This is a genomic window from Gammaproteobacteria bacterium (assembly GCA_028819075.1).
Taxonomy (GTDB): Bacteria; Gemmatimonadota; Gemmatimonadetes; order Longimicrobiales; family Gaopeijiaceae; genus BD2-11.
Window position 1 is genome coordinate 152,961 of record JAPPMM010000028.1, and the last position, 25,306, is coordinate 178,266.

General features: G+C 69.4%; 10 protein-coding genes. 4 read left to right on the plus strand and 6 right to left on the minus strand.

The features are described from left to right. The first annotated feature begins 63 nt into the window (after window positions 1–63). The gene (locus tag OXU32_06885; protein MDE0073691.1) at window positions 64–1,233 is read left to right on the plus strand and encodes an Ig-like domain-containing protein; all 1,170 of its coding nucleotides are present in this window, start codon (window positions 64–66) and stop codon (window positions 1,231–1,233) included. Window positions 1,234–1,320: 87 nt separating this feature from the next. Here OXU32_06885 and OXU32_06890 read toward each other — a convergent pair whose 3' ends face one another. The 4 genes from OXU32_06890 to OXU32_06905 all read right to left on the minus strand — a co-directional run bounded on the left by OXU32_06890 (window position 1,321) and on the right by OXU32_06905 (window position 14,744). Beyond that, window positions 1,321–1,515, minus strand: a complete 195-nt coding sequence (locus OXU32_06890) for a hypothetical protein (GenBank protein MDE0073692.1) — start codon at window positions 1,513–1,515, stop codon at window positions 1,321–1,323. A 388-nt stretch (window positions 1,516–1,903) separates the two neighbouring features. Next, entirely contained in the window at window positions 1,904–6,106 is a 4,203-nt protein-coding gene (locus OXU32_06895) for a fibronectin type III domain-containing protein (protein MDE0073693.1), read from the minus strand. Window positions 6,107–6,209: 103 nt separating this feature from the next. Continuing rightward, the gene (locus tag OXU32_06900; GenBank protein MDE0073694.1) at window positions 6,210–9,794 is read right to left on the minus strand and encodes an Ig-like domain-containing protein; all 3,585 of its coding nucleotides are present in this window, start codon (window positions 9,792–9,794) and stop codon (window positions 6,210–6,212) included. A gap of 225 nt (window positions 9,795–10,019) precedes the next feature. Further along, a complete protein-coding gene (locus tag OXU32_06905) occupies window positions 10,020–14,744 on the minus strand; it encodes a hypothetical protein (protein MDE0073695.1) in 4,725 nt (1,574 codons plus the stop codon). Window positions 14,745–15,287: 543 nt separating this feature from the next. On the opposite strand from OXU32_06905, the gene OXU32_06910 reads away from it, so the two are divergent. Together OXU32_06910 and OXU32_06915 are read left to right on the plus strand one after the other, a co-directional pair. Then, a complete protein-coding gene (locus OXU32_06910; GenBank protein MDE0073696.1) occupies window positions 15,288–16,055 on the plus strand; it encodes a hypothetical protein in 768 nt (255 codons plus the stop codon). Then, complete coding sequence (locus tag OXU32_06915) at window positions 16,052–17,098, plus strand: transposase (GenBank protein ID MDE0073697.1); 1,047 nt, start codon at window positions 16,052–16,054, stop codon at window positions 17,096–17,098. The genes OXU32_06910 and OXU32_06915 overlap by 4 nt, the downstream gene beginning before the upstream one ends. Window positions 17,099–17,141: 43 nt before the next feature. Here OXU32_06915 and OXU32_06920 read toward each other — a convergent pair whose 3' ends face one another. After that, window positions 17,142–18,293, minus strand: coding sequence for a helix-turn-helix transcriptional regulator (locus tag OXU32_06920; protein ID MDE0073698.1), 1,152 nt, complete (start codon window positions 18,291–18,293; stop codon window positions 17,142–17,144). Window positions 18,294–18,512: 219 nt separating this feature from the next. Between OXU32_06920 and OXU32_06925 the strand changes: the two genes are divergently transcribed. Next, window positions 18,513–20,843 (plus strand): response regulator, encoded by a 2,331-nt coding sequence (locus OXU32_06925; GenBank protein MDE0073699.1) that lies wholly within the window; start codon window positions 18,513–18,515, stop codon window positions 20,841–20,843. Window positions 20,844–20,870: 27 nt separating this feature from the next. Here OXU32_06925 and OXU32_06930 read toward each other — a convergent pair whose 3' ends face one another. Then, window positions 20,871–25,010: a fibronectin type III domain-containing protein gene (locus OXU32_06930; protein MDE0073700.1), complete on the minus strand. Its 4,140-nt coding sequence runs from the start codon at window positions 25,008–25,010 to the stop codon at window positions 20,871–20,873. Window positions 25,011–25,306 lie beyond the last annotated feature (296 nt).

Genomic DNA, 25,306 nt, shown 5'->3' on the forward strand with positions numbered 1-25,306 from the left:
CGTCGATGCCGAAGGCGATCACTATTCAGGGGAAGTTCGCGGGAGAGGACCCGGAGAAGCTAAATGCGCACATGGCTTTCCGCGATATTGCTCGCCGTCCTGGCATGCGACGGCGGCACCTCGCCCTCGCCTCCCGCCTACGTCGCCGTTTCGCCGCAACAGAAGCTGCTGCTTGAGCGGGGCTCGACCATTCGCTTCGAAGCCCGGGTGACCGATGCGCGAGGCGCGGCCATCGCCGGGGCGGAGGTCGCCTGGTCGGTCGCCGATCCCTCCGTCGCGACCATCGACGCCAATGGGCAGGCCACCGCCGTCGCGACGGGCGGCACCGAAGTTCGGGCCACGGCGGGAGACGCGTCCGGCACGGCCACACTGGAAGTCTACATCTCCCAGCCCGTCGCCGAGTACATCCCCGGCCGGACCTACTTCGGGCGCAACCGGTACGTCGAGTACATCGCCGGCGACCTGCCCTTGGTGGTGAGCGCGGGGCACGGGGGCGGCGAGGAGCCCGACGAGATTCCACGCCGCACGTACGGAACCCTCGGGCGGGACTCGTGGACGCAGGAAACGACCCGCGCGGTCCGCGACTCGATCATCGCCCATTTCGGGGGCGGCCAGCCGCACATCGTGATCAGCCGGCTCCGGCGCACGCGCCTCGACCCCAACCGGGAGATCGTGGAGGCGGCCCAGGGGAGCGAGTTCGCGGAGCAGGCCTGGCGCGAATACCACCGCTTCATCGCGATCGCGCGCGACCGGGTCGCGGAAGACCACGGCCGCGGATTCTACGTGGACCTGCACGGCCATTCGCACCCCACCCCGCGGGTCGAGCTGGGATACCTCCTCACCGGGAGCGACCTGAGCCGCTCCGACGCCCAGTTGAACGCGCCGCGCTTTCCGGAGCAGTCGAGCATCCGTTCGCTCGCCCGCCGGGTCGACCTCTCCTTCGCCGACATCGTGCGGGGACCCGAGAGCCTGGGCGCTCTGCTGTTCGACGAGCGGGTCACGACGGTGCCCAGCCCGCTGATTCCCGATCCGCATGGGGAGCCCTTCTTCAGCGGAGGCTACAGCACACGCCGCCACGGGTCACTGGATGGAGGCGTCATCGACGGCGTGCAGATCGAACTCCATGGCCCGGGGATCCGGGATACCGAGGAGAATCGCCGGCGATTCGCGGGCGCTCTGGCGCGGTCGCTCAGGTTCTTCCTGGAGACGCACTACCGGTTTGGGTGGGATTAGAGGAAGCTCCGGCCCGTTCACGGAGCGCTTCGACGCGATGGACAAGCGCTTCGATGGCTTGGAAGCGCGGCTGATCGCGTACGGGATCTACTCAACCCTCCGGTCGATGATCTTACCCGTCTCGCGGTGCTGGCGGATCAACCTGGTGATCGTCGCCCGAGAGTAGCCCGTTTGCTGCTCCAACAGCCGCTTGATCTTTGACTTCTCCTTCTTTTTCCGTGATTTGTGGTAGCGGTGGCGCTCCAGTACAAGCGCGATGAACCTGTATTTCGGGTTGCTCATTCTGTCGCTCGCTTGTCGAATTCACGGGCCACGGCGCGCGCCGCCTGCTCCAGCGCGCCCAACTCTTGCTGGAGGTCTGGCAAGTGCGGGCGATCAGTTGCCCATGGGAACGCCGCGATCACGACCAACCTGACATCACCCTCTCTCACAGACATGACGCGGAAACTGGTGCTCCCGCCCGTGCGAGATGCCGCCATCACTTCCCTCCCGTGATGATTCCTTTGCCCTTGAGCCTACCGTCCAATAGAGGGCGTCCCCAACGTTGTGGAGACGCAGTCGGTCTTTGCCGGCCGCCATCGTGACCCCCCCTTTCGCGCACGCGAGGTGAGGCCCGCCACGGCGTTCATAGCAGCGCCTTCCGCCGCTCTCCAGGACGATCCCCCCGTCCCTACCACAACTTGATCCTCCCGCGGATGCCGACGGTGTGTCGCGCTCCGCCGAGCCCACTCTCGCGCCGCGTGCCCTCAAGGCGCAGCCCGAGCCCTGACCCGAGGCCGTAGCGCACGCCGCTCGAGAAAGCGCGCATGCCGCTGTCCGCCAGGTAGAAGCCGCTGTAGGGCGTCCCCTGGAAGCCGGCGATGCCGTATGCGATCTCACCGTCCACGTTGGGACCCATGCCCATGCCGTGGCCGCCCACCGCGTCGTGCACCCCGCGCTCCCACAGCTGGTTGATCCCGCTCAGGTGGTCGCCGTACGACGGCGCCACCCGGATCGAGAGGCCCTGGCCTGGGGTCGCCGGGTCGAACATGAGCGTGCCGCCCATGCCCCATTCCTCGTAGCCGGCGCGCGCCGAGATCACGAACCGGCCGCGGCCCTCCGCGGTCAGCCCCAATCCCGGGTTCGTGTAGCGCAGCCCGCCGCCGACTTCCGCGCTGGCGCCGTTTATGCCGTCGCCGTCGTCGTAGCGCGTCCCGCCCTCGAGCACGAACGCCAGCTCGTTCCCGGTGCCGGTGCGGAAGCCCTGCGTCAGCTCCAGGGCGAGCTTGCCGCGCCGCATCTCGAGCGTCACTTCCTCGATCTGTCCGCCGCCGTCGACCGTGACCTCGCCGTACCAGCCCTCGGCCTTGATTCGCACGCCACCCACGCCACGCGTGAGCAGCGTGTAGCTGGCACCCCCAGCCCCCGTCAACAGACTCGCTGAGGTAGTGCGGAACCCTTCGCGCTCGTCGTCGACCTCGATGTCGCCCCGGCCGAGCCCGGCCGAACCCCACACCGAGGCGCCGCTCCCGCCTGAGAACCACGCCATGTAGGGATGCACGCTGGCCATGGTGGCGCCGTAGGTGCCCCTCACCGGACTGGCGCCGGTCTTGTCGGTGAAGTCGAAGCTGCCCGAGGAGTACGAGCCCGCGACACCCGCCAGGATGTCCGGCCCCACGCGCGTGTCGATGCCGGCGTGGGCGCTCACCATGTTGCCCTTCCAGTCGAGGGCGCTCTGGCCCGGTTCGCCGAGGTGGTGGTACTCGCCCGCGCCCCAACCCGCGAGCTGCGTGGCCGTGGCGGACTGCTGCTGCGCGTCGGAGGTGCCGAGGGGCATCGTAAAGGAGGTGCCGCCGAAGAGGGCGGCGAGGCCGGCCTGGTCGCCCTGCGCGAGACCGAGACCGCCAGCGTCCGGCGCCGACAGGCTCGCGGCCATCGACGAGAGCCCGTTCGTCTCGACGCGCCGCGCCATCCCCATCCCGCTGGCCACTGCATCCACGCGGCGGGCGATCGCCGAGACGGTGCTCGACATCATCGCCGACGCCACGTGCGGCAGGACGCGCGTGTTGAGCCGTCCCGCGCGCCCGATGGGGTCGTCCGTGGCTGCCGAAGCGGTATCCGACGGCGCGCCGGGGCCCACCCGGTTGATCGCCGAGACGCGGTAGTGGCGCGTGCTCCCCGGCATCAGGCCGGTGTGCTGGAACGCGGTGGCCCTGGACTGGGTGTTGGTCCTCAGATCCGTCCACGCGGTGCCGTTCTCCGAGACCTCGATGCGGTAGCCGGTGACGGGCGCACCGCCATTGTATGCGGGCGCGAGCCAGAACAGGTCGATCTGCGTGGACGTGACCGCGGTTGCCGTCAGCCCGGTGGGCGCGTCGGGCACGGTCGCGTCGGTAATGGCGCTCGCTACCCGCGACGCCCGGCCCACGCCGATCCGGTTGATCGCCGAGACCCTGTAGTGGCGCCTGGTGGCCGGCTCCAGTCCCGGGTGCACGTGGGTCGTGCGCGTGTTGTGCGAGTTGGCCACGAGGTCATCCCAGCGGACGCCGCCATCTTCGGACACCTCGATGCGGTAGCCGGTGATGCGAGAGCCCCCGTTGCTCGTGGGCTCTCGCCAGGAGAGCTCGATCCGCGAGGTTCCGTCGGCTTCCGCGTCGAGACTCCGGGGCGCGCCCGGCACGGTGGCTTCGGTGGTCGCGTGCGCGGTGTTCGAGAAAGGCCCGGTCCCCGCGGTGTTGATGGCGGCAACCCGGTAGTGCCGCGTGGTCGCGGGCTCGAGGTTGTTCACGTCGGAGGCGGTCGTTCCTCTCGAGTTGGTGTTGCGGCGGACGATGATGTTCCAGGTCCTGCCCCCGTCGCTCGAAGCTTCGATTCGGTAGCCGAGGATGGGGGCGCCGCCGGTGTTGCGGGGCGCGCTCCACGACAGATCGATGCGCGAGGTGCCCACCTCCCGGGCCGTCAGCCCGGTCGGGGCGCCGGGAGTGTCGGGGTACGTGCTCGTGCTCGTCTCAAACGACCACTGGCCGGTTCCCACGCGGTTGATCGCCGCCACCTGGTACCGGTAGGCGCTGGCCGGCTGGAGGTCCGTGTGCGTGAAGGTGGTTTCCTGCGGACCCGTGTTGCGCGGGATCGTGATCCAGGTGCCGTCGTTGGGGCCGCGCATCCGAATCGTGTAGCCGGTGATCCGCTCCCCGCCGTCGCTGGCCGGCGCCTCCCACGTGAGCGTGATGCTGGTGGGTCCCGCCGCCCGCGCGCGCAGGTTCCGGGGCTGGCCGGGCCGTGCGGCGTTGGTAGTGCCCTCGGCCACGTTCGAGGGGTCCCCGTGCCCCTGGGCGTTGAGCGCGCGCACCCGATAGAACCGGGTCGTGTTGGGGGCGAGATCGGGGTGCAGGTAGGTGGTGTTGGCGCTGCCGGTGCTGGCCTCGTGGATGATCCAGGGGCCGCCGCGGGTGGCGGCCCTCTCGATGCGGTAGCCCGTGATCGGACTGCCCCCGGTCGAGGCCGGAGCCGTCCAGGTGAGCCGGAGTTCGGTGCTTCCCCTGAGGCCGTTCGGGCTCACCGTGAGGCTTCTGGGCGCGCCCGGAACGGTGAGATCGTCGGTGGTCGCGTCGGCGACGTTCGACCAGTCGCTCATGCCCGCCACGCTGATCGCCGCAACCCGGTAGTAGCGCCTGGTGCCAGGCGACAGGCCGTTGTCGTCGGTGTACCTCGTCGTCGTCGAACGCGTGTCGGCCACAAGAATCCGCCATCTGCCGGTTCTCGAACTCGACCACTCGATCCGGTAGCCGTCCACCGCGGCCGTCCCGCTGGGCGATGGCGCCCGCCAGTCCAACTCGATGGCCGACATCCCCAGGGGCTCGGCCGTCAAATACCCGGGCGCGTCCGGCACGCGCAGCGGGGTGATGTCGCCCTCGATGTTCGAGGGGGGGCCCGTGCCGAAGGAGTTGATCGCCGAGACCCGGTAGTAGCGCGTCGTGTTCGGCGCGAGGCCCGTGTCCTCGTAGGTGGTGCGCGTCTCGCCCGTGTTGGCCTCGATATCCTCCCACCCGCCGGTTCGCGTGCTCGACCCCTCTATCCGATACCCGATGATCTCGCTGCTGCCGGGACTCAGCGGGGCCCACCAGCTCAGCTCGATCGCCGAGGAACCGACGGCGGTCGCGTTCAGGTCACGGGGCGGCCCCGGGGGCGTTCCTTCTGCCGTGGTGGCGCTCACCGGGGACGTCCAGGGCCCGGGGCCGTTCGCGTTCCTTGCCCTGACCCGGTAGTGATGGATGTCGCCCGCGGCAAGACTCGTGTGGCGGAACGAGGTCTGGCCTGTGGTCGTCAGCAGCGTCCACGGAACGCCGCCAGTCGCCGACGTTTCGACCTGGTAGTCGATGATCGCGGTCGCGCCGGGCGAGAACGGCTCGTCCCAGGCGAGGTCGATGACCGACGGGCCGTCGTGCTTCGCCGTCAGGTAGAGGGGTGCTCCGGGTACGCCCTCTGCCACCGTGGTGGCGTTCGCGTACGCCCAGGTCCCGAAGGAGGGTGGGGTGGTGTCGTACACCGCCCTGACCCGGTAGTAGCGGGTGACGCCTGCCGGGAGACCCGGATCCTGATACCCGAACGCGGTGGCGCTCGTGGTCGTCAGCAGCGTCCACGGGGCGGCGCCAGTCGCCGACACCTCCACCTGGTAACCGGTGATCGTGTTCCCGCCCGTCGCGGTCGGTGGGCCCCAGACGAGGTTGATGCTGGTGAGCCCGGCGACCGCCGTCAGATTCTGCGGTGAGGTGGTGACGTTGTTCTGAACCGGAAGCGCAGCCGCGGCTGGCGCGGGAACGCACGGAATCGAGCAGGCCACCCCGGTGGCAACCATGAGGAAGCGGGCCAGCGGGCCCAGTCTGTTCCGAGTCATCCTGCTGCCTCCTTCCGCGCGGTGGGAATGACGTGGACGCGTCTGTGTGTGAAATCCATCGCGATGGGTTGGCGAACCTTCGCCCCGGCCCCCCGTGGCGCCGTCATCGCCACCACGCCGCCGCGTCGGGCATCCCGCGGCTGAAAAGGACCTCGAACTCCGGTTCCGCCGCGGACCGCTCCGCCGCGTCCATGGCGACCCGGCCCGAGGGCGGCACCTGGCGCAGAATGCCCCGCACCCGGCCGGTGCGCGGGTCGCGCAGGATGGCCGTCGGGAGGTCGCTGTCGTCGTTCAGAGCGAACGTTCCGCCGGGGCCGGCGAGCGTGATGCCGGCGAGTTCGCCCGCCCAGCCAGGCTCCGCCGGCAGGACGAACGCGAAGCCCGAGCCGCCGTCGCCGTCGGCCGCGCGGGGCATCGCGAAGCGGATCGAGAAGAGCTCCGTCCCGCCAGCAGTCCGGCCCGTCAACGTGTACGCGCCCGCCGAGTCCGGGAGCGCCGGCGGCGCTTCCACGATGAAGGCCGGGTTGAGGAACGGCGCGCCGTCGGGGTCCGCGCCGCCCCACATCAGGAGCGACGTTGCGGAAACGGCAGCCGGAGCCGCGGATTCGCGCGCCTCGAACAGCCGGTAGCGGAGCGCGTTGGCGAAGTGGTAGTCGCTGATCCCGTCGGGAGGGCCGCAGTACGACATCAGGTCCGGCGTCGTGGGACGCACCAGTGCGCCGCGCGCGAAGTCGTAGCCCCAGGCCCCCGCCGATCCGTCCGGGTGGGGAAACGACGGGTCCGGATCGCCCGCGCCGCCGCACGGGGCGTGGCGGAGACCCAGATTGTGGCCGAGCTCGTGCGCGACGGTGCCCGGGCGCGGGATCGAGAAGCCCGCCCGGCCGGGGAGGAACGCCGTCCCGGATGGCCCCGTCACCGGGCCCGCCATCGTGCCCAGGTAGTGGCCGCCCCCGCCCTCCAGCGCGCGGATCGCCTCCGTCTCCTCCAGCAGGCGGCGGGCGTCGTTGCTTGAACTCAGCACGGGCTCGTGCGCCGTCACATCGAGCGCGCGCAGCGGGAGCAGCGCACGCGCGTCGGCGAGCAGCGCGTGGCCCTCCGGGTCCGCCGCCATCCCCCGGACCGCGTCCAGGATCGAGGAGTCCGGCGCCTGCGCCCACAGGAACGGAACGACCGTCAACTCGAGCGGCGGCAGAGCCCGCACGTCGACCGCAAGCCGCCCGGTCGCAGGGATCCGCCGGGCGACGCCCAGCGCCGGGTCCAGCGTCCCGTCCGGGTCGACCTCGACGACCATCTCGAGACCGGGTTGCACCACGCTCCCCGGAATCTCGGCCCCGACCGACGTGGCGAGGGAGCCCTCGTCGACTCTGGCCGGGATCGCTCCGGACTTGCCCGGAACGTCCTCCACGTGCGTCTCCCGTCCATCGACGAAGAACCGGGCCCGGACCGCCGGAACGCCGGCGCCCGCGGCCCGCGCCGCCGTCGGGAACACGCGCAGCAGCGCCCGCGCGCCTGCGACCAGCGGGACCGGGAAGGCGCGCGACTGCACCGCCTGCACCAGGTACGCCGCCGGCGCCTCCCGCTCGGCGCAGGGGACGACGCGGCGCGTGTGGACCCGGTCGAGCCAGGCCGCAAAGGCGGGGTCCGCGGGCGCGCACAGCCCTGTGCCACCGGTCAGGAGCCGCTCGAGCCGACCGAGCGACGTCAGTTCGACGGGGAGGGGGCCCGACAGCCGGGGGTTGCCCGTGAGGCCCAGCCCGCGCAGGCTCGCGAGGCCGCCGAGTTCCGGCGACAGCGGGCCCGACAGGTCGTTGTTCTCGACCCGCAGCTCCTCCAGCGCCGGGAGGCCGCCGAGCTCCGGCGGAATTGGGCCGGAGAGCGCGTTGCCGTCGAGCACCAGGTGCGTGAGGCCGGACAGGCCGCCGAGCTCCGGCGGAATCGCGCCCGTGAGACCGTTGTCGCTCAAGCGCAGGTACTCCAAGTGGACCAGAGCGCCGAGCTCGGGCGGCAGCCGACCCACCAGCCCGTTGTCCCAAAGCCGCAGTTCGATAACGCTGCCCTGGTCGTCCACCTCGACCCCGCGCCACTCGCCAAGCGGCGCGTCGGTGAGCCAGTTCCTCGCGTCGATCCAGTCGCGCCCGCCCGTCGCGTCGTGGAGCATCTCGAGGATTTCCCGGTCCGTGGCGGACGCGCACTCGGTTCCGGTGCCCCACAGCAGGGCGATGGCGCCCAGCCACGTCCGGAACGTCTCGTCCGCCGGCGCGCACAACTCCGTGCCGGAGTAGTCCAGCTCGCCCAGCGGCAGATCTAGCAAGGTGCGCGGCAGCCGTCCGGACAGCGCGTTGTCGCCGACGCGCAGCGCCGTCATCGCCGCCAGGTCGCCCAGACCCGCCGGGAGCCGCCCCGCGAGTCCGTTGCCGGCCAGGTCGAGGGTCGCGACGCGGCCCAGCGAGTCGGTCTCGACTCCGTGCCACCCCGCGAGCGCCACACCGCCCAGCCAGCCCTCCGAGTCGGTCCAGTTCTCGCCGCCCGCCGCCGCGTGCAGCGCGGCCAGCGCCGCCCGGTCCGTCTCGTTGCAGAACGGGCCTCTCCCAAGCTCCCCGATCCCGTCCAGCCAGGCCATGAACTCGGCGGTGCCCGGCGCGCAGAGACCGTCGTTCCGCTCGAAACGGAACCGCACGAGCCCGTCGATCCGCACGAGGCTCCGCGGGAGCGCGCCCGTCAGTGCGTTGCCATCGAGGTGCAGGAACTCCAGGCGCCTGAGACCGCCCAGCTCCACGGGGACCGGACCGTCGAGCGCGTTGCCGCTCAGCGACAGCCCCCTCAGATGCGCGAGACGCCCCAGCTCCGGTGGGATCGGACCCTCGAGCCGGTTGGCGTCGAGCCACAGCCCCTCGAGATCGGCGAGGGCGCCCAACTCCGGAGGGACCGGGCCGTCGAGCGCGTTCCCGCTCAGGCTCAGCGACATCAGGCCCGCGAGACGCCCCAGTTCCGGTGGGATCGGACCCTCGAGCTGGTTGCCGTCGAGCCACAGCTCCTCCAGACGGGCGAGATTCCCCAGTTGCGGCGGAATCGGACCCGCCAGCGCGTTGGCCCGCAGGTTCAGTGACGTCAGGCCCGTGAGACTCCCGAGTTCCGGCGGGAGCGGGCCCCGCAGGCCGTGCGACACCCACTCGCCGGTCTCCCCGTCCTGGCGGCCGCCGAGATCCAGGCGCACGATCCGGCCGAAGGCGTCCGTCTCCACCCCGCGCCACTCGCCCAGCGGTCCGTCGCCCAGCCAGTTCTCGTCGTCGGCCCAGTTCGGCCCGTCCGTCGCCGCGTGGAGCGCGGCCAGCGCCGCCCGGTCCCCATGCTCCACCGCCACCGTCACCGTCGCCGTGCCCGCGACCGCGCCGACCGTCGCCGCGATCGTGGTCGTCCCGTTGCCGGCCGCCGCGACCAGCCCCGACGCGCCGACCCTGGCGACCTCGGGGCGCACGCTCGTCCAGATCACCGCCACCCCGGACATCGCCCGCCCGTTGCCGTCGCGCACGAGCGCGTTCAGTTGCACGGTCTGGTCCGGCGTCGTGAGCGACGCGGCCGCGGGCGTGACCGTCACGCTGGCCACGCGAAGCGTGTCGGGCGGAGGGCGCGTGGCATCGTCGCCGCACCCCGACGACCCCCACACCGCGATCGCGCAGATGGCCAACAACGGGACGCGAATCCGTGTGCGGTCGTTCGGGACACCGTCGCTCCGTCGTTCCATATCCGCGGGATGACTCGGCCCCGGGTCCACGACGAGCTCGGGTATCGTTCGGCGGGCCGCCCGGAGCCGGTTGTTGTTGCCATTGCTGAATACGGAGCGACCCCCCGCCCGGCGAACCGGACGGGGGGTTGCTGCTGCCATCAGTCAGGCTGATGGGGTTGGAGGGTTTGGTTATGGAATCGTTGCCGAGCCGTGATCCGTCTTCCACGTGCCCGCCGGATCCGTCCTGGTATCGACGCGAAGCATGTCCGCTCCCTGCAGGTCGGTCGCGGTTAGGGTGTAGGTGGCGCCTCCGCCGGCGTCAGGCCAATCGGCAGCGCCAGTGCTGAGGTCAAACGTCCAACTCCACCTGCCCCAGTTGGCGCCCGTGTCGGTGGCTGTGTTGGTGGCCCTCGCTTCGGCAGGTTCCGCGACCGCCGGGCTGGTGCCCTCAAAGATGACCCATCTCGGGGCGCCGTTGACGCTGACACGCAGCGCGATTCGCTGCTCCAACCGCGGGCTGCCCTCTCCACGCCAGGTAGCTGTGATCGAGGTGCCGCTGCGTGTCACCGCGAGGCTCCTGACATCCACATTCACACCGGCAAGCGCCCTGGGGGCACTGTTGGCGATGGCTGCGGCTGCTGTTCCGTCCGCACCAACCACGGTGTTTCCGATCCTGACGTTGATGTCACCGTAGTCCGGGGCGTCACCGGCGTCGGAAAGGATGTAGGTGGTCGTCCGCGTGTGCGTTACGGAGGTGCCGTCGGTCGCGGTCGCCGGCCGGGCGTCGGCGTCCGGGGTGTTAGGCGTGCCGGTGGGCGCAGCAAGGCTGGTGCCGGTCCCGGTCGTCAACTCGACGGTAGCACCAACTGCGGCGGAGTACGCGCCGGTAGCGTTTCTGGTCTCGTACTGCCACGTCACCCTGACCGTATCCGTAGGCTCCCCGCCGAGGAGAGTGAAGCCACGGGTGGCGGCGTTCGGCACAATGGCGCTGGCCGTGACCTCGCCTTCATAGTAGTCCGCTATCGCCACCCGCTGGACCCTCGTGATTCGAGGCTGGACGCTATTCCCCGTGAAGGTGCCGAAACTCAAGGGCTGGCCGGGGATCACCGCGATCGCACCACCGGGTCTGGTATCGGGGGCATCGAACCAGACATACCTCTCGGCGTCCCTCAACCTCAGGAAGCTCGGGCTGGAGGGCCCATAGTTGCTGCGAGGCTTGGCGTCGAGGTAGACGGTGCCGCTAAGGGTGGGCACGAAGACGCTGAAGGTCCCGGTCTCCGAGGTTGTGAAGGCATACACGGAATCCGTCATGGCCGCGTCTGCCCAAGCCGTGACCGTAACGTCGCGCATGGGTCCGCCACCCGGCGCAGTCACCATGCCGGTAATCTCGGCGGCCCTGCGGCCTTCGAAGTTGGCTGTGCCGCTCGAGCCGGCGATGGCGGGAACGGGGAAGCTCGTGGGCAGGAAGTGCCAGCCGGACCTGCTCGCGCTCACGTTGACGAGTGGGTCGTCAAATGGCTGGGCTTCGACAACCGCCATGTAGGAACCGTCGTCCCCCGTCAGGAGCCTCCTCGGGGACCCCGACGCGTTGAGCGGGGCCGCACCGTCCACCCGGATCTGCACGCCCTTGATCCCTGCGCCGGTGCCGCTTTCCGTGACCACGCCGCTGATCGTGACGGTGTTGTTCGCGCCATGGAGGGTGAAGTCGTATCGCGTCACCGTGTTCGCGGTGAACCCGGGCACGGGGTTGTCGTGCGGGTTGGCGGCGTCGTGGTAGCGCGGGTTGTTGGTGGAATCGGCCCAGGTCGCCGGGAATCCCGCCCTCGCGGTATTCACGAAGAGCTGGCCCCTCATGGCGGTGATGCCGGGCACGATGTAGCGGCCCAGGTCGTCGGTCGTGGCCGACTCACCGTTCACGGTCACGGTCACGTTCTCGAGGCCGAAGCCATCCGTGCTCCGAACGAAGCCGTAGACGGTAGCGGTCGACGGCGTGACCTTGATGTCGAGGTCGCTTGCAAGCGGGTTGAGCGCGACCGCTGCCCTCATGTCGGCCGCCATCCCCATCCATCCGTCGGGAAGACCGAGCTCGTAGGAGCCGGCCGCCATGGTGCCGAAGTCGTGGTCCGTGCGCTCGTCGATCGCCGTCGTCGGGTCGTTGCTCCTCGCGGTGGTGAAGGACCGTCCGTCACCCGCGAGATTCTTGCCTTCGATCGGCGTCAGGCTGACCGTGATCCCCGACGCCCGCTTGAGACTGGCAGCAGTCGTATTGAACCCGGTGCCCGACTTCGCGACGCCTCTCTTCGACACGTTCGCGGTCACATTGTGCGTGGTGACGACGGCGAACGAACTGCACTTGCCGAAGTCCTGGCCCGTGGGCTCGACCTCCGTCAGCGGACAGAGCGTCACCGTGTGCCCCCAGCCGCCCATGTCGCCGAACGCACCGCCCATCACGCCGTTCTCTTCCATGTTGCGATAGGTATCGAGCCGGTCGAGATCCAGCAGCTTGTAGCCGTCCCTGGCGTTCGCCCGAACGACGATGTCCATGTCCGCCGGCAGGTGGGCGAAGGTGTATTCGCCCGTGGCGTGGCTTGTGTTCTCCCTGGCGTCCCAGTCGTCGCGCGAGATCGGACGGGTGAGCCTGCCGTCGTTGCCGCTCACCTGGCGGATCTCGAGATCGACCAGTTCTTCCGAAACCCTCTGGTCGCCGCCCAGGACGTTGCCAGTGTAGCCCATCACCTGGTCGCGCTCGTGGTGCACGTAGACCTTCAGCGTCTGCGTCGTGTAGCTCACCACGATCGGGTCGGCTTCCGCGGTGGCGCCAGCCACCTTGAGGCCGGTGTGCATGTACGCGCCGTCGACCCCCTCGTACATCTCGCCGCCGTCCAGATCGTCGTCCTGGTCCTCGGCAACCGAGAACGTGAAGCTTGCCGGGACCGACGCAACCGTTGTCGCGAAAGCCGCGCTGCCGTCAGCGCCCAGCATCGTCGGCGCGCCCTCGACCGCGGCATCGCCCATCATGACGCTGATCGCCCAGCCGGCGAGCGCTTCGCCGCCGCCGAAGTCGGTCATGACTGTCGCGCCGCTGACGCTCACGTCGACGTTCAGGTTGACGATGTCGTTGTCGTTCGCGCCCGAAGTCGCAAACATCTGCGGATCCCACGTGACTTCCGTCATGCCGTCGGCCACGTCGTAGCCTTCGGCAGAGACGCCGGCCATCACCATGTTCCCGCTGGTCATGGCGCGCGCGACCTTGATCGCCACCGAGCCGTCGTCACCGGTCATGCCGCTGCCGACGTTGGCGTCGCTCGCCCCGTAAAGTGTGACGGAGGCGCCGGGAAGCGCGTCACCCATGTCGTCGCCGCTCCTCAGCGAGACCGAGAAGTTGACCGTCGTGTGGGTGATGTCGAAGGGAATGGCCTGGGACATGGCCTCGCCGACTCCGAGGGCGAAGGCGTAGCCCGTCCCCGGTCCGCCGTACGCGACGTCGTTGGCCGCGAGCGTGGCCGCAACCGTGGCGTCGATCGGCACGACCAGCTGGTAGGAGCCGGCGCGCAGACCCGAGAACATGAACGAGCCGTCAGCCCCGGTCGCGCTCAGCCGCTGGTCATTGACCCCCGGGCCCACCAGCGCCACCGGAATACCGGCGTGAGCCAGCGGATGCTCGCCCGCGTCCATCATGTCGTTCTTGTCGAGCTCGTCCAGGAACAGGTGACCGGAAACGCTCGCGGTGCGCGCGTGCGCGCCCTCGAAGTTCACGATCGCCGACTCGTCGTCGCCGACCGTCCGGTCCATGCTCATCGAGTCGAACACGTAGGCGGGGTCGTCGACCGCGATCGAGACCGTGTAGTCGCCCGCCGCCAGACCCGCGAAGGCGTACTGGCCGCCCGCGTCGGTGGTCGTGCTCGCGTCGGCCGCGCCCGACAGCGTGACCGCGATGTCGCCGAGGCCCATGCCCTCGACGCTCACCCGGCCGCTGATGCCGGAGGTGCGGAGCAGGACGCCCGTGAACGACACCGTTCCCGTCTCGTCCAGGTCCACGCTCACGTCCTGCGACGTAGCCGCGAACTCGTAGTCGCGGGTATCGAAGTCGGAGATGCTGACCGTGTAGTCGCCGGGGCGCAGGTCCTCGAACCTGTACATGCCGTCGACGTCGGTCATCATGGTGAAGTTCTCGTCGGCGGGACCGCCGGCCAGCGTCACCAAAACGCCCTGGAGGCCTTCGCCCTCGATGACCACCTGGCCCTCGACCGCGGAGGTGCGGATGTAGTGGCCCGTGAAGTCGGCCTGGCCGACCTCGCCCACGTCGACCTCGACCTCGACGCTCACCGTCTCGAAGGAGACGTCCTCCGGGAAGTCGCTGATCGTCACCGTGTAGGTGCCGGCCCGGAGCCCGGTGAAGGCGAAGCCGCCGTCCATGCCGGTCTCCATGATCTCGCCCATGGCGTGCTCGCCGCCGAGCGTGACCGTCACGCCGGCCAGCGTTTCGGGCTGGCCGTCGCCGCCGCTCATCATGGCGTCGGCCGCGACCACGCTGCCGACCACCGCCGAGGAGCGGATATACTCACCGGCGAAGTTGAGTTGCACGTTCTGACCATCGCTCGCGATGGTCGCGGACTGCGTCACCTGGGCGAACGTCGCGTCCTCGGGGAAGCCGCTGATGGTGACCGTGTAGGTCCCGGCTTCGACACCCGCGAAGGCGAAGTTGCCTCCCGCCCCGGTCGTCTGGGTGGCACCGGAGGAAAGGGTGGCGGTGATGCCGGCGGCGGCCGTGCCTTCAATCGTCACCGACCCGGAGATGGTTCCCACGGGAGTCGGCGGCGGCGGGGGCTCCACCGGCGGTGGAGTGCCCTCGTCGCAGGCAGTGAAGGCCAGCGCCACCAGCGTTGCCGTGGCAAGGATTTTGAGTCGGTTCATGGAACCTCCTGGGGTTGGGAATGAAAACCGGCCTGAAGTGGCTGGAAAGAGTCGCGTCCCCCGGGACTCGCAAAAGTGGTGCCAACTTTGAGATCTGCTTGTTTTTCAATCAGTTACGGACTGTACGCCCTACTCCACGGCATTCGACATCCACGAAAATCCTCGGATTATCGAAACCGACCACTGTTTTCTGATACGAAAAAAAGTCGATGCTATATACGAAAAAAAGTCGATTATCCCGGCAACCATGTTCTGCATAGCTCTTCGACTTCAGGAAGCGATCACCCGGTAAAAAGTCCGGTATAATACCCGGAAACAAATACAGGATGAAACCCGGTATCCTGACCGGCGCGACGAAACGGTGTTCCTCCCATATTGCGATAGTCGAGCGCATACGGGCAAGGGCTGACAAAATCACGGTCGCCCGCCCTGCACCGGGAGGCACGGATCAGATCGGAACGCCCCATCTACGCGCTGTATTGCAAGGACAACGAGCTTGGACTCCTGCTGCAGCGCGCGCTCGCCAGTGCATTGATCCAGCGGGTGAGTTCGAGAAGAGAACTCCTGGCCCCGTCCATCAGCGCCTGTCCGGTCGTATACGGACTCGCCACCTGCTCCGATGCCGACATCGAGTGGCTGCGGTCGGCTTCCAGGCCTCTCAATCCGCCCTGCGTCGTCGTGGCGCGGATCTCGGTCGAGTGCCTGCGACGATTGGATCCGTTGCGCTCCCCAGGGTTGCGGGTCCTATGGGCGGACGAGGCGGAGAGCCGACTTGTGGAAGTTCTGGAGGAGTTCGGGAAGCCGAGCTGGGATCCGATGCGCCGCCTCGGCCTGAGGCTGCTTTCCGACCCGTCCCTCAGACCGTCGGTCAGGGAGACGATCAGCCGGGTTTGCGGCCTGCACGACGACGCTGCCGCCACCCGGTTCGTCCCTGCGAACTCAGTTGGTCGGCTGGCGGGCGAGGTCCACCTGGCCGGGGCCACGCTATCGAAGTACTGGAAAGAGGACGCTCCGCTCCAGTGCCGTCTTAAGGAGTTCATGAACTGGGCCGTCCTCCTCTGGACCGTTCGCGCTCGCGCCGGAGCTGACTGGGACGTGATCGCCGACCACGTGGGGCTGCGGCGCCGCACGCTGGAAATCAACTTCATGCGGCTGGCCGGATGCACGCTCGCGGCGGCGGCTGAGGACCCGGAACGGGTCGTCGGGCGATTCAATCAGTGGGTCGATTCCGTCTGGGAGCCCCGAGCCGCCCACGGGTCGAAGAGGAACGATCCGGTTCCGGCGCGGGCGTCCTTCGAGCAGGCCGGATGACCGCGGGCGCATCACCCACCCGGCGTTACGTGGGCTGGCGCTGCAGGCTCTACCCGAGCCCAGCACAGGATGCGGCGCTGCTCCGGTGCAGGAACGGCCTGCGCGAACTCGCGAACGCCCTGCTCGCCAACTCCCAGCTCAGGTACGGGGAGACCGGACGCCGCCTGTCGCTGGCCGAGCTGCGCGCCTTTGCGCGCGAGTGGAAGCGGGAGCCGGAGCACCGGGCATTCCCCGCCAGCGCGACCTACCGCGTCGCCAGCGATCTCGACCGCGCCTTCCGCACCTGGTTCAGCAAGCCGGGAAGGCGCAGGCGCAGGGGGTTTCCCCAGATCAAGGGCATCGGACGAGAGCCCGGCATCTACTTCAGCAACCAGGGCATCTGTTTCGAGGGCAACCGCGTGTGGCTGCCGAAATTCGGCTCGGTGCGCTGGAAGGGCGGGAGCCTCCCGCGGGGCAGGCTCGCGGGGCCTCCCGGACGCAAGACCCTTGGCCTGCTCTCCGGGCGGGCCTGGCTGGATGCGGGCAACCGGTGGATGCTCTCGTGCCTGTTCGAGTGCGCGCCGCTTACCCCCGTCGAACCGAGCACGGAGAAGGCAGCGGTCCGTCAGAACGGCAAAGAGATCAGGGTGACGGTCGACGGGGAGGCCGTCCAGGTGATTCGCGAGAGCAGGGTGCTCAGGAAGGCGAGACGCCGCCTGGCGAGGCTCGAGCGGCGGCTGGAGCGATGCGCGTTCGGGTCCGAAGGCCGCAAGCGCGCCCTGGCCCGCATGCGCAACCAGGCGCGGAAGGTCAGGAACCACCAGGAGGACCTGCAGCACAAGACCACGACCGGCGTCGTGCACGACGCCCGCGAGATCGAAGTAGAGGGCGCGAGCAGCGAACTGCTGCGCCAGCTCGAATACAAGGCGGAGTGGCACGGCCGCCAACTGAAGGTACGGCGAGGCCCGCCGAAACCGGGGACTGGCAAGCCCCGACGCGCGCCGAGACCGGGGAGCCGGTCGCTGAAACGCGAATCGCGGACGCGAAGGCCGAAAGCCCTGTAGCCGTCTGCGAAGGCCGGAACGAATCAGGGGATGCGAAGGAGCGTCAGGGGCGGAAGTCGGGAAAGCCTTCCAGTGACAATACGCGCCGTACAAGGTCCGCCTGAACCGAGATGCCCTGTTTGCGGAAGATGTTCTCTATGTGCCAGCGCACCGTGCGTTCGGTGCGTCCCGTGCGCGCGGCGATGTCACGCGCGTGTTGCCCGGCGGCCACCATGACCGCCAGCTTGCTCTCGGCCGGGGTCAGGTCGAGCGCCGCCTGCACGAGGCGGGCATCGATCCTGGGCCGGCTCTCCGGGTCGGCAACCAGGACGAGTGTGGCGACCTGTCTCGCGCGCAAGTCCCGCCGGTGGACGGACACGGGGGTGACGTGCACCACCAGGTTTGTGCGGGATGACGAGCGCTCGATCATCATGGAGCCGGACGATCCGGGTCCGCCGAGCCGCGGCAGCGCCTGAGCCAGCAATTGCTGCAACTCGCCGTTGTCTCGAGGCGTCGTGGCACTCAGGAACCCGTCCCGGTCCGACAGCCCTTCGGCCTGTCGCAGCAGACTGCAGGCCCGGTCGTTCGCCGCAACGATCCGTGCGTTCCGGTCGAGTTGGATGACGCCGCAGCGGCTCTTGTCGAGTAACCCGAAGAGCGAGAGTCCCACCGCCCCCGCATCGGTCAGCGTCTGGCGCACTCGCACGAACTGGCGCACGTGCGGTAGCAGGCGCCCGACCGCAGCGACCTGAGTCGAACTCCAGCCTCCCGGTTCCAGGGAGTCCGCGAGACACAGCACGATGTTCGATCCCCCCGGCCCATCCAGCCGCACGTTGAGGCCGTTCTGCATCCCCGTCTTGCGCCGAGCCTCGGTGTACGCCGGCGATGTCGTCTTCTCCCGGTCGGTGTACAACTCGGCGGTGGGCACCAACGCCCCATTGGTCAGATGGCCGACGCGGGGAACGCTCTCATCCCGTTCCCAGTATTCGCTGAAGTATTCCCTCTCGAGGTCCTCGCGGCGCTCGCCATCGTGGCACAGCCGCATGAAGTAGAAGTGCGCGTCAGCCTGGGCGCGGCCGTCGGCGAACGCCAGGGCGTTGCCCCTCGTGCCGCTGATCTCGTTGATCAGCAACGCCGCCTCCAGCCAGCGCCCTTTGCCGAGCGCGGCCTCTTGTAGCGACACCACGCCGCGCTCGAATAGATCCTGTGGGTTCATGGCATTCGCCCCAAACGCGCGTCACCTGAACGCGCCTTCGCTCGACGATCTTCCCCGTCTGGGGTCTCCCCCAGCTCTGCATCGATTGTCAACCCCCCGCACGGTGTTAAATCTAACGCGTTTTTCATGGACAAGACGTATAAACCATCGCTATTCTCATGTCGATACGATGTATTCGCGGATCCAGCCACGAAAACGGATAGAGGACCATTGAACGACGTGCGCGAACTGAGGCGGGAAATCCGGTCGCTCAGGGACCGCTTCGCGCGGCTGAGCGGCACGGTGCTGCGCGTCAACTCGAGCCTGGATCTGGACACGGTGCTCCGGGAGGTGGTCGACAGTGCCCGTGCGCTGACGGGCGCCACCCAGGGCATTATGACGACGGTGGACGCGGACGGGCGGCTCGTGGATTTCGTGACGTCGGGCATGTCCGAGGAGGAGGTAGGGGCGCTGATGGCGTGGCCCGACGGGCCGCGGCTCTTCGAGCGGCTGCGCGACATCGGGCACCCGTTCCGGCTGGCGGACCTCACGGGCTACTTCGAGTCGCTCGGCTTTCCTCCGGGCCCGTGGTCCGCGCGCACGATGCAGGGCGCTCCGATGCGCCACCGGGACGAGCATGTCGGCACCTTTTTCGTCGGCGACAAGGCGAACGGCGAGGCGTTCACGCCGGAGGACGAGGAGATCCTGATGCTGTTCGCCTCGCAGGCGGCCGCCGCGATCGTGAACGCGCGGACGCACCGTGAGGTTGCGCGGGCGCGGGCCGATCTCGAGGCGCTGGTCGAGACGTCGCCGGTGGGCGTGGTGGTGCTGGAGGCCGGCAGCGCGCGGGTGGCGTCGGTGAACCGGGAGGCGTTGCGCATCGTCGAAGGGATCCGCACGGCGGGCTCGGTGACCGAGCAGCTCCTGGAAGTGATGACGTGCCGCCTGTCCGACGGGCGTGAGTTTGCGCTCGCGGATCTTCCGTTGGTCGGCCTGCTCGAGGGCGCCGCCCCGCTGCGGGCCGAGGAGGTCGAGCTGTCGGTGCCGGACGGGCGGAGCGTGCGGACGCTGATCAACGTGACGCCGATCCGTTCCGGGGACGAGGGACAGCTCGTCTCGGTCGTCGTGACGATGCAGGACCTGGCGCCGTTCGAGGAGCTCGAGCGGCAACGGGCAGGTTTCCTGAGGCTGGTGAGCCACGAGCTTCGTGCTCCGCTCGCGTCGATCAAGGGCTCGGCCGGAACGGTGCTCGAGGCCACCGGCCGCGCGTCCCGGGCGGAGATGATTGAGTTCTTCCGGCTCATCGACGCGCAGGCCAGCCACATGCGGGGCCTGGTCGCAAACCTGCTGGACGCGGGCAGCATCGAGGCGGGTACGCTCACCGTGGCGCCCGAGCCCACGAGCGTGGCTGCGCTCGTGGATCGGGCGCGGACCACGTTCCTGAGCGGCGGGATCCGGCACCCCGTGCTCGTCGAGCTCCCGCCGGGCCTGCCGCTCGCGATGGCCGATCGGGAGCGCATTGCACAGGTGCTGAACAACCTGTTCGCCAACGCCGCGCGGCACGCGCCCTCCTCGTCGCCGATCCGGGTCGAGGCAGTACGCGACGGTGCCCACGTGGCCATTTCGGTCTCCGACCAGGGCGGCGGCATCCCGCCCGAACAGCTTCCGCGCCTGTTCCGCAAGGCGCGTCCCGGCCCCGGAGGCCACACGGGGCTCGGGCTCGCGATCGCGAAGGGGCTCGTCGAGGCGCACGGCGGCCGCATCCGCGCCGAGAGCGAGGGGCCGGGCCTCGGCGCGCGCTTCACGTTCACGCTCCCGGCCGCCGCGGCCGAGGCCGCGGCGACCGACGCGGGCGGTTTGGACCGGCCGTCCGTCGGCGGCCGCGAACGCACGCGCGTGCTCGTGCTCGACGATGATCCGCTGATGCTGCGCTTCGTTCGCGACGCGCTCGCCTCGGCGGGCTGGACCGCGCTGGCGACAGGCGATCCGCAGGAGCTGGAGCGCCTGATCGAGGCCGAACGGCCCGACCTCGTCCTCCTCGACCTGGTCCTTCCGGGCACGGACGGCATCGAGCTCATGAGGCGGATCCCCGAACTCGTCGAACTGCCGGTGATCTTCATCTCGGGCTACGGCAACGACGAGACCGTCGCGAGGGCGCTCGAAATCGGGGCGGCCGACTACATCGTCAAGCCGTTCTCGCCGACCGAGCTCGTGGCGCGAATTCGCGCGGCGCTCAGGCGGCGAGCCCGGCCCGAGGCGTTCGCACTCGGCGAACTCCGTATACGCTACGACCAGCGCCGGGTGACCTTGGCGGGCCGCAAGGTCGAACTGACCGCCACCGAGTACGACCTGCTGCGCGTGCTCTCGCAGAACGCCGGACGCGTGTTGACCTATGAGCGGCTGCTTCGCACGGTGTGGGGCAAGCGTGGCGCGAGCAACCCGGGACCGGTGCGCACGTACGTCAAGAAGCTCCGCGACAAGCTCTGCGACAACGCGGCCAGCCCCGCCTACATCCTCACCGAGCGCCGCGTCGGCTACCGCATGCCCGAGCCGGGGAGCGGCGGCCGATGAGGTGGGGGTCAGCGCGCATCCTCCCCCCTACCGGAACCGGATCCTCCCCCGGACGCCCACCGTGTGCTGCGCTCCGCCGAGCCCGCTCTCGCGCCGCGTGCCTTCGAGCCGCAGCCCGACATCCGCGCCCAGGTCGTAGCGCACGCCGCTCGAGAAGGCGCGCATGCCGCTCTCGGCCAGGTGGAAGCCGCCGTAGGGCGTGCCGTGGAAGTCGGCGAGGCCGTAGGCCACCTCACCGTCCACGTTGGGACTCATGCCCAGATCGTGGCCGCCCACCGCGTCGTACACCCCGCGCTCCCAGAGCTGGTTCACCCCGCTCGTCTGGTCGCCGTACGACGGCGCCACCCGGATCGAGAGCCCCTCGCCCCGGGCCGCCGGATCGAACATCAGCGTGCCACCCAGGCCCCATTCCTCGTAGCCGTCGCGCGCCGAGATCACGAACCGGCCGCGGCCCTCCGCGGTCAGCCCGAAACCTGAGTTGGTGTAGCGCAGACCGCCGCCGACTTCCGCGCTGGCACCGTTCACGCCGTCGCCGTTGTCGTAGCGCATCCCGCCCTCGAGCACGAACGCCATCTCCTGGCCCTCACTGGCGCGGAAGGCCTGCGTCAGCTCCAGGGCGAGCTTGCCGCGCTGCATGCTCAGCGTGACTTCTTCGATCTGCTCGGTGCCGTCGACCATGACCTGGCCGGCCCAGCCCTCGGCCTTGAGGCGGACGCCGCCCGAGCCCCTCGTGAGCAGTTGGTAGCTGGTGCCTCCCGCCCCGGTCAACATGCTGGCCGGACTGGTGCGGAGTCCTTCACGCACGTCATCGACCTCCACGTCGCCCCGGCCGAACCCGGCCGAGCCCCACACCGAGGTGCCGGGCGCGTCGGAGAACCACGCCACGTAGGGATGCACGCTGGCCATCGTGGTGCCGTAGGTGCCGGTCACCGGGCGCGCGCCCGTCCTGTCGGTAAAGTCGAAGGAGCCCGAGGAATACGAGCCCGCGACACCCGCCAGGATGTCCGGCCCCACGCGCAGGTCCACGCCGACGTGGGCGCTCACCATGTTGCCCTTCCAGTCGACGCCGCTCGCGCCGGGCTCGCCGAGGTAGTGGTACTCGCCCGCGCCCCAGCTTGCCAGCTGCGTACCCGTGGCGGACTGCGGCTGCGCGTCGGAGGCGCGGAAGGGCATCGTAAAGGAGGTGCCGCCGAAGAGGGCGGCCAAGCCGGCCTGGTCGCCCTGTGCGAGCCCGATCCCGCCGCCACCCGGCGCGGACAGGCTCGCGGCCATGGACGACAGCCCGTTCGTCTCGACGCGCCGCTCCATGCCCATCCCCCTGGCCACGGCGTCGACGCGGCCTGCGATCGCCGAGACGGTGCTCGACGTCATCGCGGCCGCCACGTGCGGCAGGACGCGCGTGTTGAGTCGTCCCGCGCGCTGCACGGGGTCGTCCGTGGCCGCCGAGGCGTTCGCCGACGCCGCGCCGGTACCTGCCCGGTTGATCGCCGAGACGCGGTAGTGGCGCGTGCTCCCTGGCAGCAGGCCGGTATGGGAGAAGGCGGTGACCGTTGACTCCGTGTTGGTCACCAGGTCCGCCCACACGGCGGCGTCCTCCGACACCTCGATGCGGTAGCCGGTGATGCGCGCGCCGCCGTTGTAGGCGGGCGCGATCCAGAACAGGTCGATCTGCGTGGGCGTGACGTCATTGGCAGCCAGCCCGGTGGGCGCGTCGGGCACGGTGGCGTCGGTGGTGGAGCCCGCGACCCGCGACGCATCGCCCACACCGATCCGGTTGACCGCCGAGACGCGGTAGTGGCGTGTCGAGGCCGGCTCCAGCCCGCTGTGTGTGTAGACGGTGGCCGTGGTGCGCGTGTTGCCCACCAGGTCCTCCCAGCTCCTGCCTCCGTCGGCCGACACCTCGATGCGGTAGCCGGTGATGCGCGCGCCCCCGTCGTCCGAGGGCGCCTGCCAGGAGAGGGTGATCTGCGAGGTGCCGACCGCCTCGGCGCTGAGACGTCGCGGCACCGACGGCAGGGTCGCGTCAGTGGTCGCCCGCGCCGTGTTCGACCACGACCCCGGCCCCGCGAGGTTGACCGCCGCCACCCGGTAGTGCCGCGTGGTGGCGGGCCGGAGATTCACGTCGGAGAACGTCGTCGCCGTCGAGTTGGTGTTGCGGCGGAGGAGATTCCAGGTCGCGCCCCCGTCGTCGGAGGTCTCGATGCGGTAGCCGATGATCGACACACCGCCGGTGTAGCGGGGCGCGTTCCACGACAGGTCGATGCGGGCCGTGCCCACCGCCCGTGCCGTCAGCCCGGTCGGGGCCCCGGCAAGGTCGGCGTGCGTAATGGCCGATGCCGGAAGCTCCGAGGGCAGCGGCGCGAACTCCCCCGGGCCCACGCGGTTGATGGCCGCCACCCGGTACTGGTACCGGGTCACCGGCTCCAGTCCCTTGTCCGTGAATGTGGTCGCCGTCGTCCCCGTGTTGGCACGGTGGGTGATCCAGTCGTTGTCGTCGGGTCCGATCCTCTGGATGGCATAGCCGGTGACGCGCGCTCCCCGGTCGCTTTCGGGCCGGTCCCAGGCGAGGAGAATGCTGTGCGGCCCGGTGCTGCGCGCGCGCACGTTCTGCGGGGGACCGGGCGGCCCTGCATTGGTGGTGCCCTGGGCCACGTTGGAGGGACGGCCCGGCCCCTTGCTGTTGATCGCGGATACGCGATAGAACCGGGTGATGTTTGGGCCAAGACCTCTGTCGGTGTATGACCTGACCAGTGATTCGGTGTCGGTTACGAGCGGGAGCCACGGGCCGACGCGGGTGGCGGACCACTCGATCAGATAGCCGGTGATCGCGCTTCCGCCGTCGTCGAACGGAGCCAACCAGGTGAGGTCGAGCTGGGTGCTTCCTGCCAGGGGCGAAGGGGTCACCGTGAGCTCCGTGGGTGCGCCCGGAACGACCGGTTCGATGGTCGCCTGAGCGATGTTCGACCACTCGCTCCAACCCGCCCGATTTCTGGCCGCGACGCGGTAGTGACGGGTTATGCCGGGCCTGAGGTCGCGGTGGGTGTATGAGGTGGCCCGTGATTCGGTGTCGGCCACGAGTGTGATCCACCCGCCGGTGCCCGAGGGAGACGCCGGTAGGCAACCTGTCGCGCTGGTGCTCGAGCACACCTGGATCCAGTAGCCGGTGATCCGGGACGAGCCACTGGAGGTGGGGACGCTCCAGTTCAGCACGATTTCGGACGTCCCGCGGGCCCGCGCCGTCAATCGCCCGGGAGCGTCCGGCAGGACATGCTCCGTGGTGGCGCTGGCGACGTTGGAGGGGGATCCCTCCCCGTTGAAGTTGACCGCCGACACCCTGTAGTGGCGCGTCTCGCCCGCCGAGACGTCTTCATCGCGGTAGACGGTTGCCGTGTCCCGACTGCGCACCAGAGTCGACCAGGGGTCGCGGCCGTCCTCCGACCACTCGATGAGGTACCCCGTGATCCTGGCGCCGCCCTCCGAGCTCGGCGGATCCCAGTCCAGGTCGATCGCGTCGGCGCCGTCGGCCACCGCCGTGAGGTTGCGGGGCGCGCCGGGAAGCCCGGTGGGCGTGCTTCCGGTGACGTTTCTCACGCATTCATCGAATCTCGATGGAGGACACCCCGGCAATTGGAAGCCCGATGCTCGATTGCCGACCAGGTCCCGGATCGCGTTCGGGCCGGTGTCGAAATAGATCACCTCAACCACGTCGCCCGCCTCGACCGGGCTGTCCAGGTACAGGACCACTTCGCGCGTGGACATCTCGACCTCGACTACGGTTTTGCGGTCGAACGCACCTCTCCTGGTGAAGCCAACCGCGAAGTCCTTGACTGCCGGAACGAAGCGCCTGTCAAGGTCTTCGTCGAAGACGATGAAGACTCGGTCGCCGTTGATCCTCGTAGCAGTGGGGACCCTACCAGGGGCCTTCGTGTCCACGGGCTCGACGATCGTAGTCGACGGGAGATTCCCCTCCGGCGGGTTCGAGTTGTTGTGTACCCTGTCGGCAGGGATGTGGACGGTCACAAGGCCGTCATAGTCTTCCGGCATCTCCAGTCTGGCGGAAAAGGACCGGGAATTCGTGCCCACGTCGACCAGGGTAGCCACCGTGACGCACGTCGTAGTCGAGTGCGGGCATGTGATTTGGATGTCCTCGATCGTGAAGCCGTTCACGGGTTCCGAGAAACCGATATCAAGCCTGGCAGTTTCCTGTGCCGGTCCAATCCATGTCCAGCTGAGAGTCGTGATCGTGGGCCGGGCGGCCGTCGCCCCCCGGGCGCTCGCCGCGACCGGCCGGACCACCTCTGTCCAACCGTCCGGAGACGGCTCCTCGGCGCGCACGCCCGTTGAGGGATTCAGGAACCCGCAGATCACTACGGCGGCCAGAAAGGCGCGGACAGGTAGGCCAGGCTGGTTCGGGATCATCGTATCGTCTCCGCGTCAGGTGGATAACGCGCGGTGGAATAGTG

Bases quoted from the DNA above. Each gene is read 5' to 3' on its own strand.
- OXU32_06915 (MDE0073697.1), top strand. From the start codon at position 16,052: ATGACCGCGGGCGCATCACCCACCCGGCGTTACGTGGGCTGGCGCTGC.
- OXU32_06905 (MDE0073695.1), bottom strand. From the start codon at position 14,744: ATGAACCGACTCAAAATCCTTGCCACGGCAACGCTGGTGGCGCTGGCC.
- OXU32_06920 (MDE0073698.1), bottom strand. From the start codon at position 18,293: ATGAACCCACAGGATCTATTCGAGCGCGGCGTGGTGTCGCTACAAGAG.
- OXU32_06890 (MDE0073692.1), bottom strand. From the start codon at position 1,515: ATGAGCAACCCGAAATACAGGTTCATCGCGCTTGTACTGGAGCGCCAC.
- OXU32_06895 (MDE0073693.1), bottom strand. From the start codon at position 6,106: ATGACTCGGAACAGACTGGGCCCGCTGGCCCGCTTCCTCATGGTTGCC.
- OXU32_06885 (MDE0073691.1), top strand. From the start codon at position 64: ATGCGCACATGGCTTTCCGCGATATTGCTCGCCGTCCTGGCATGCGAC.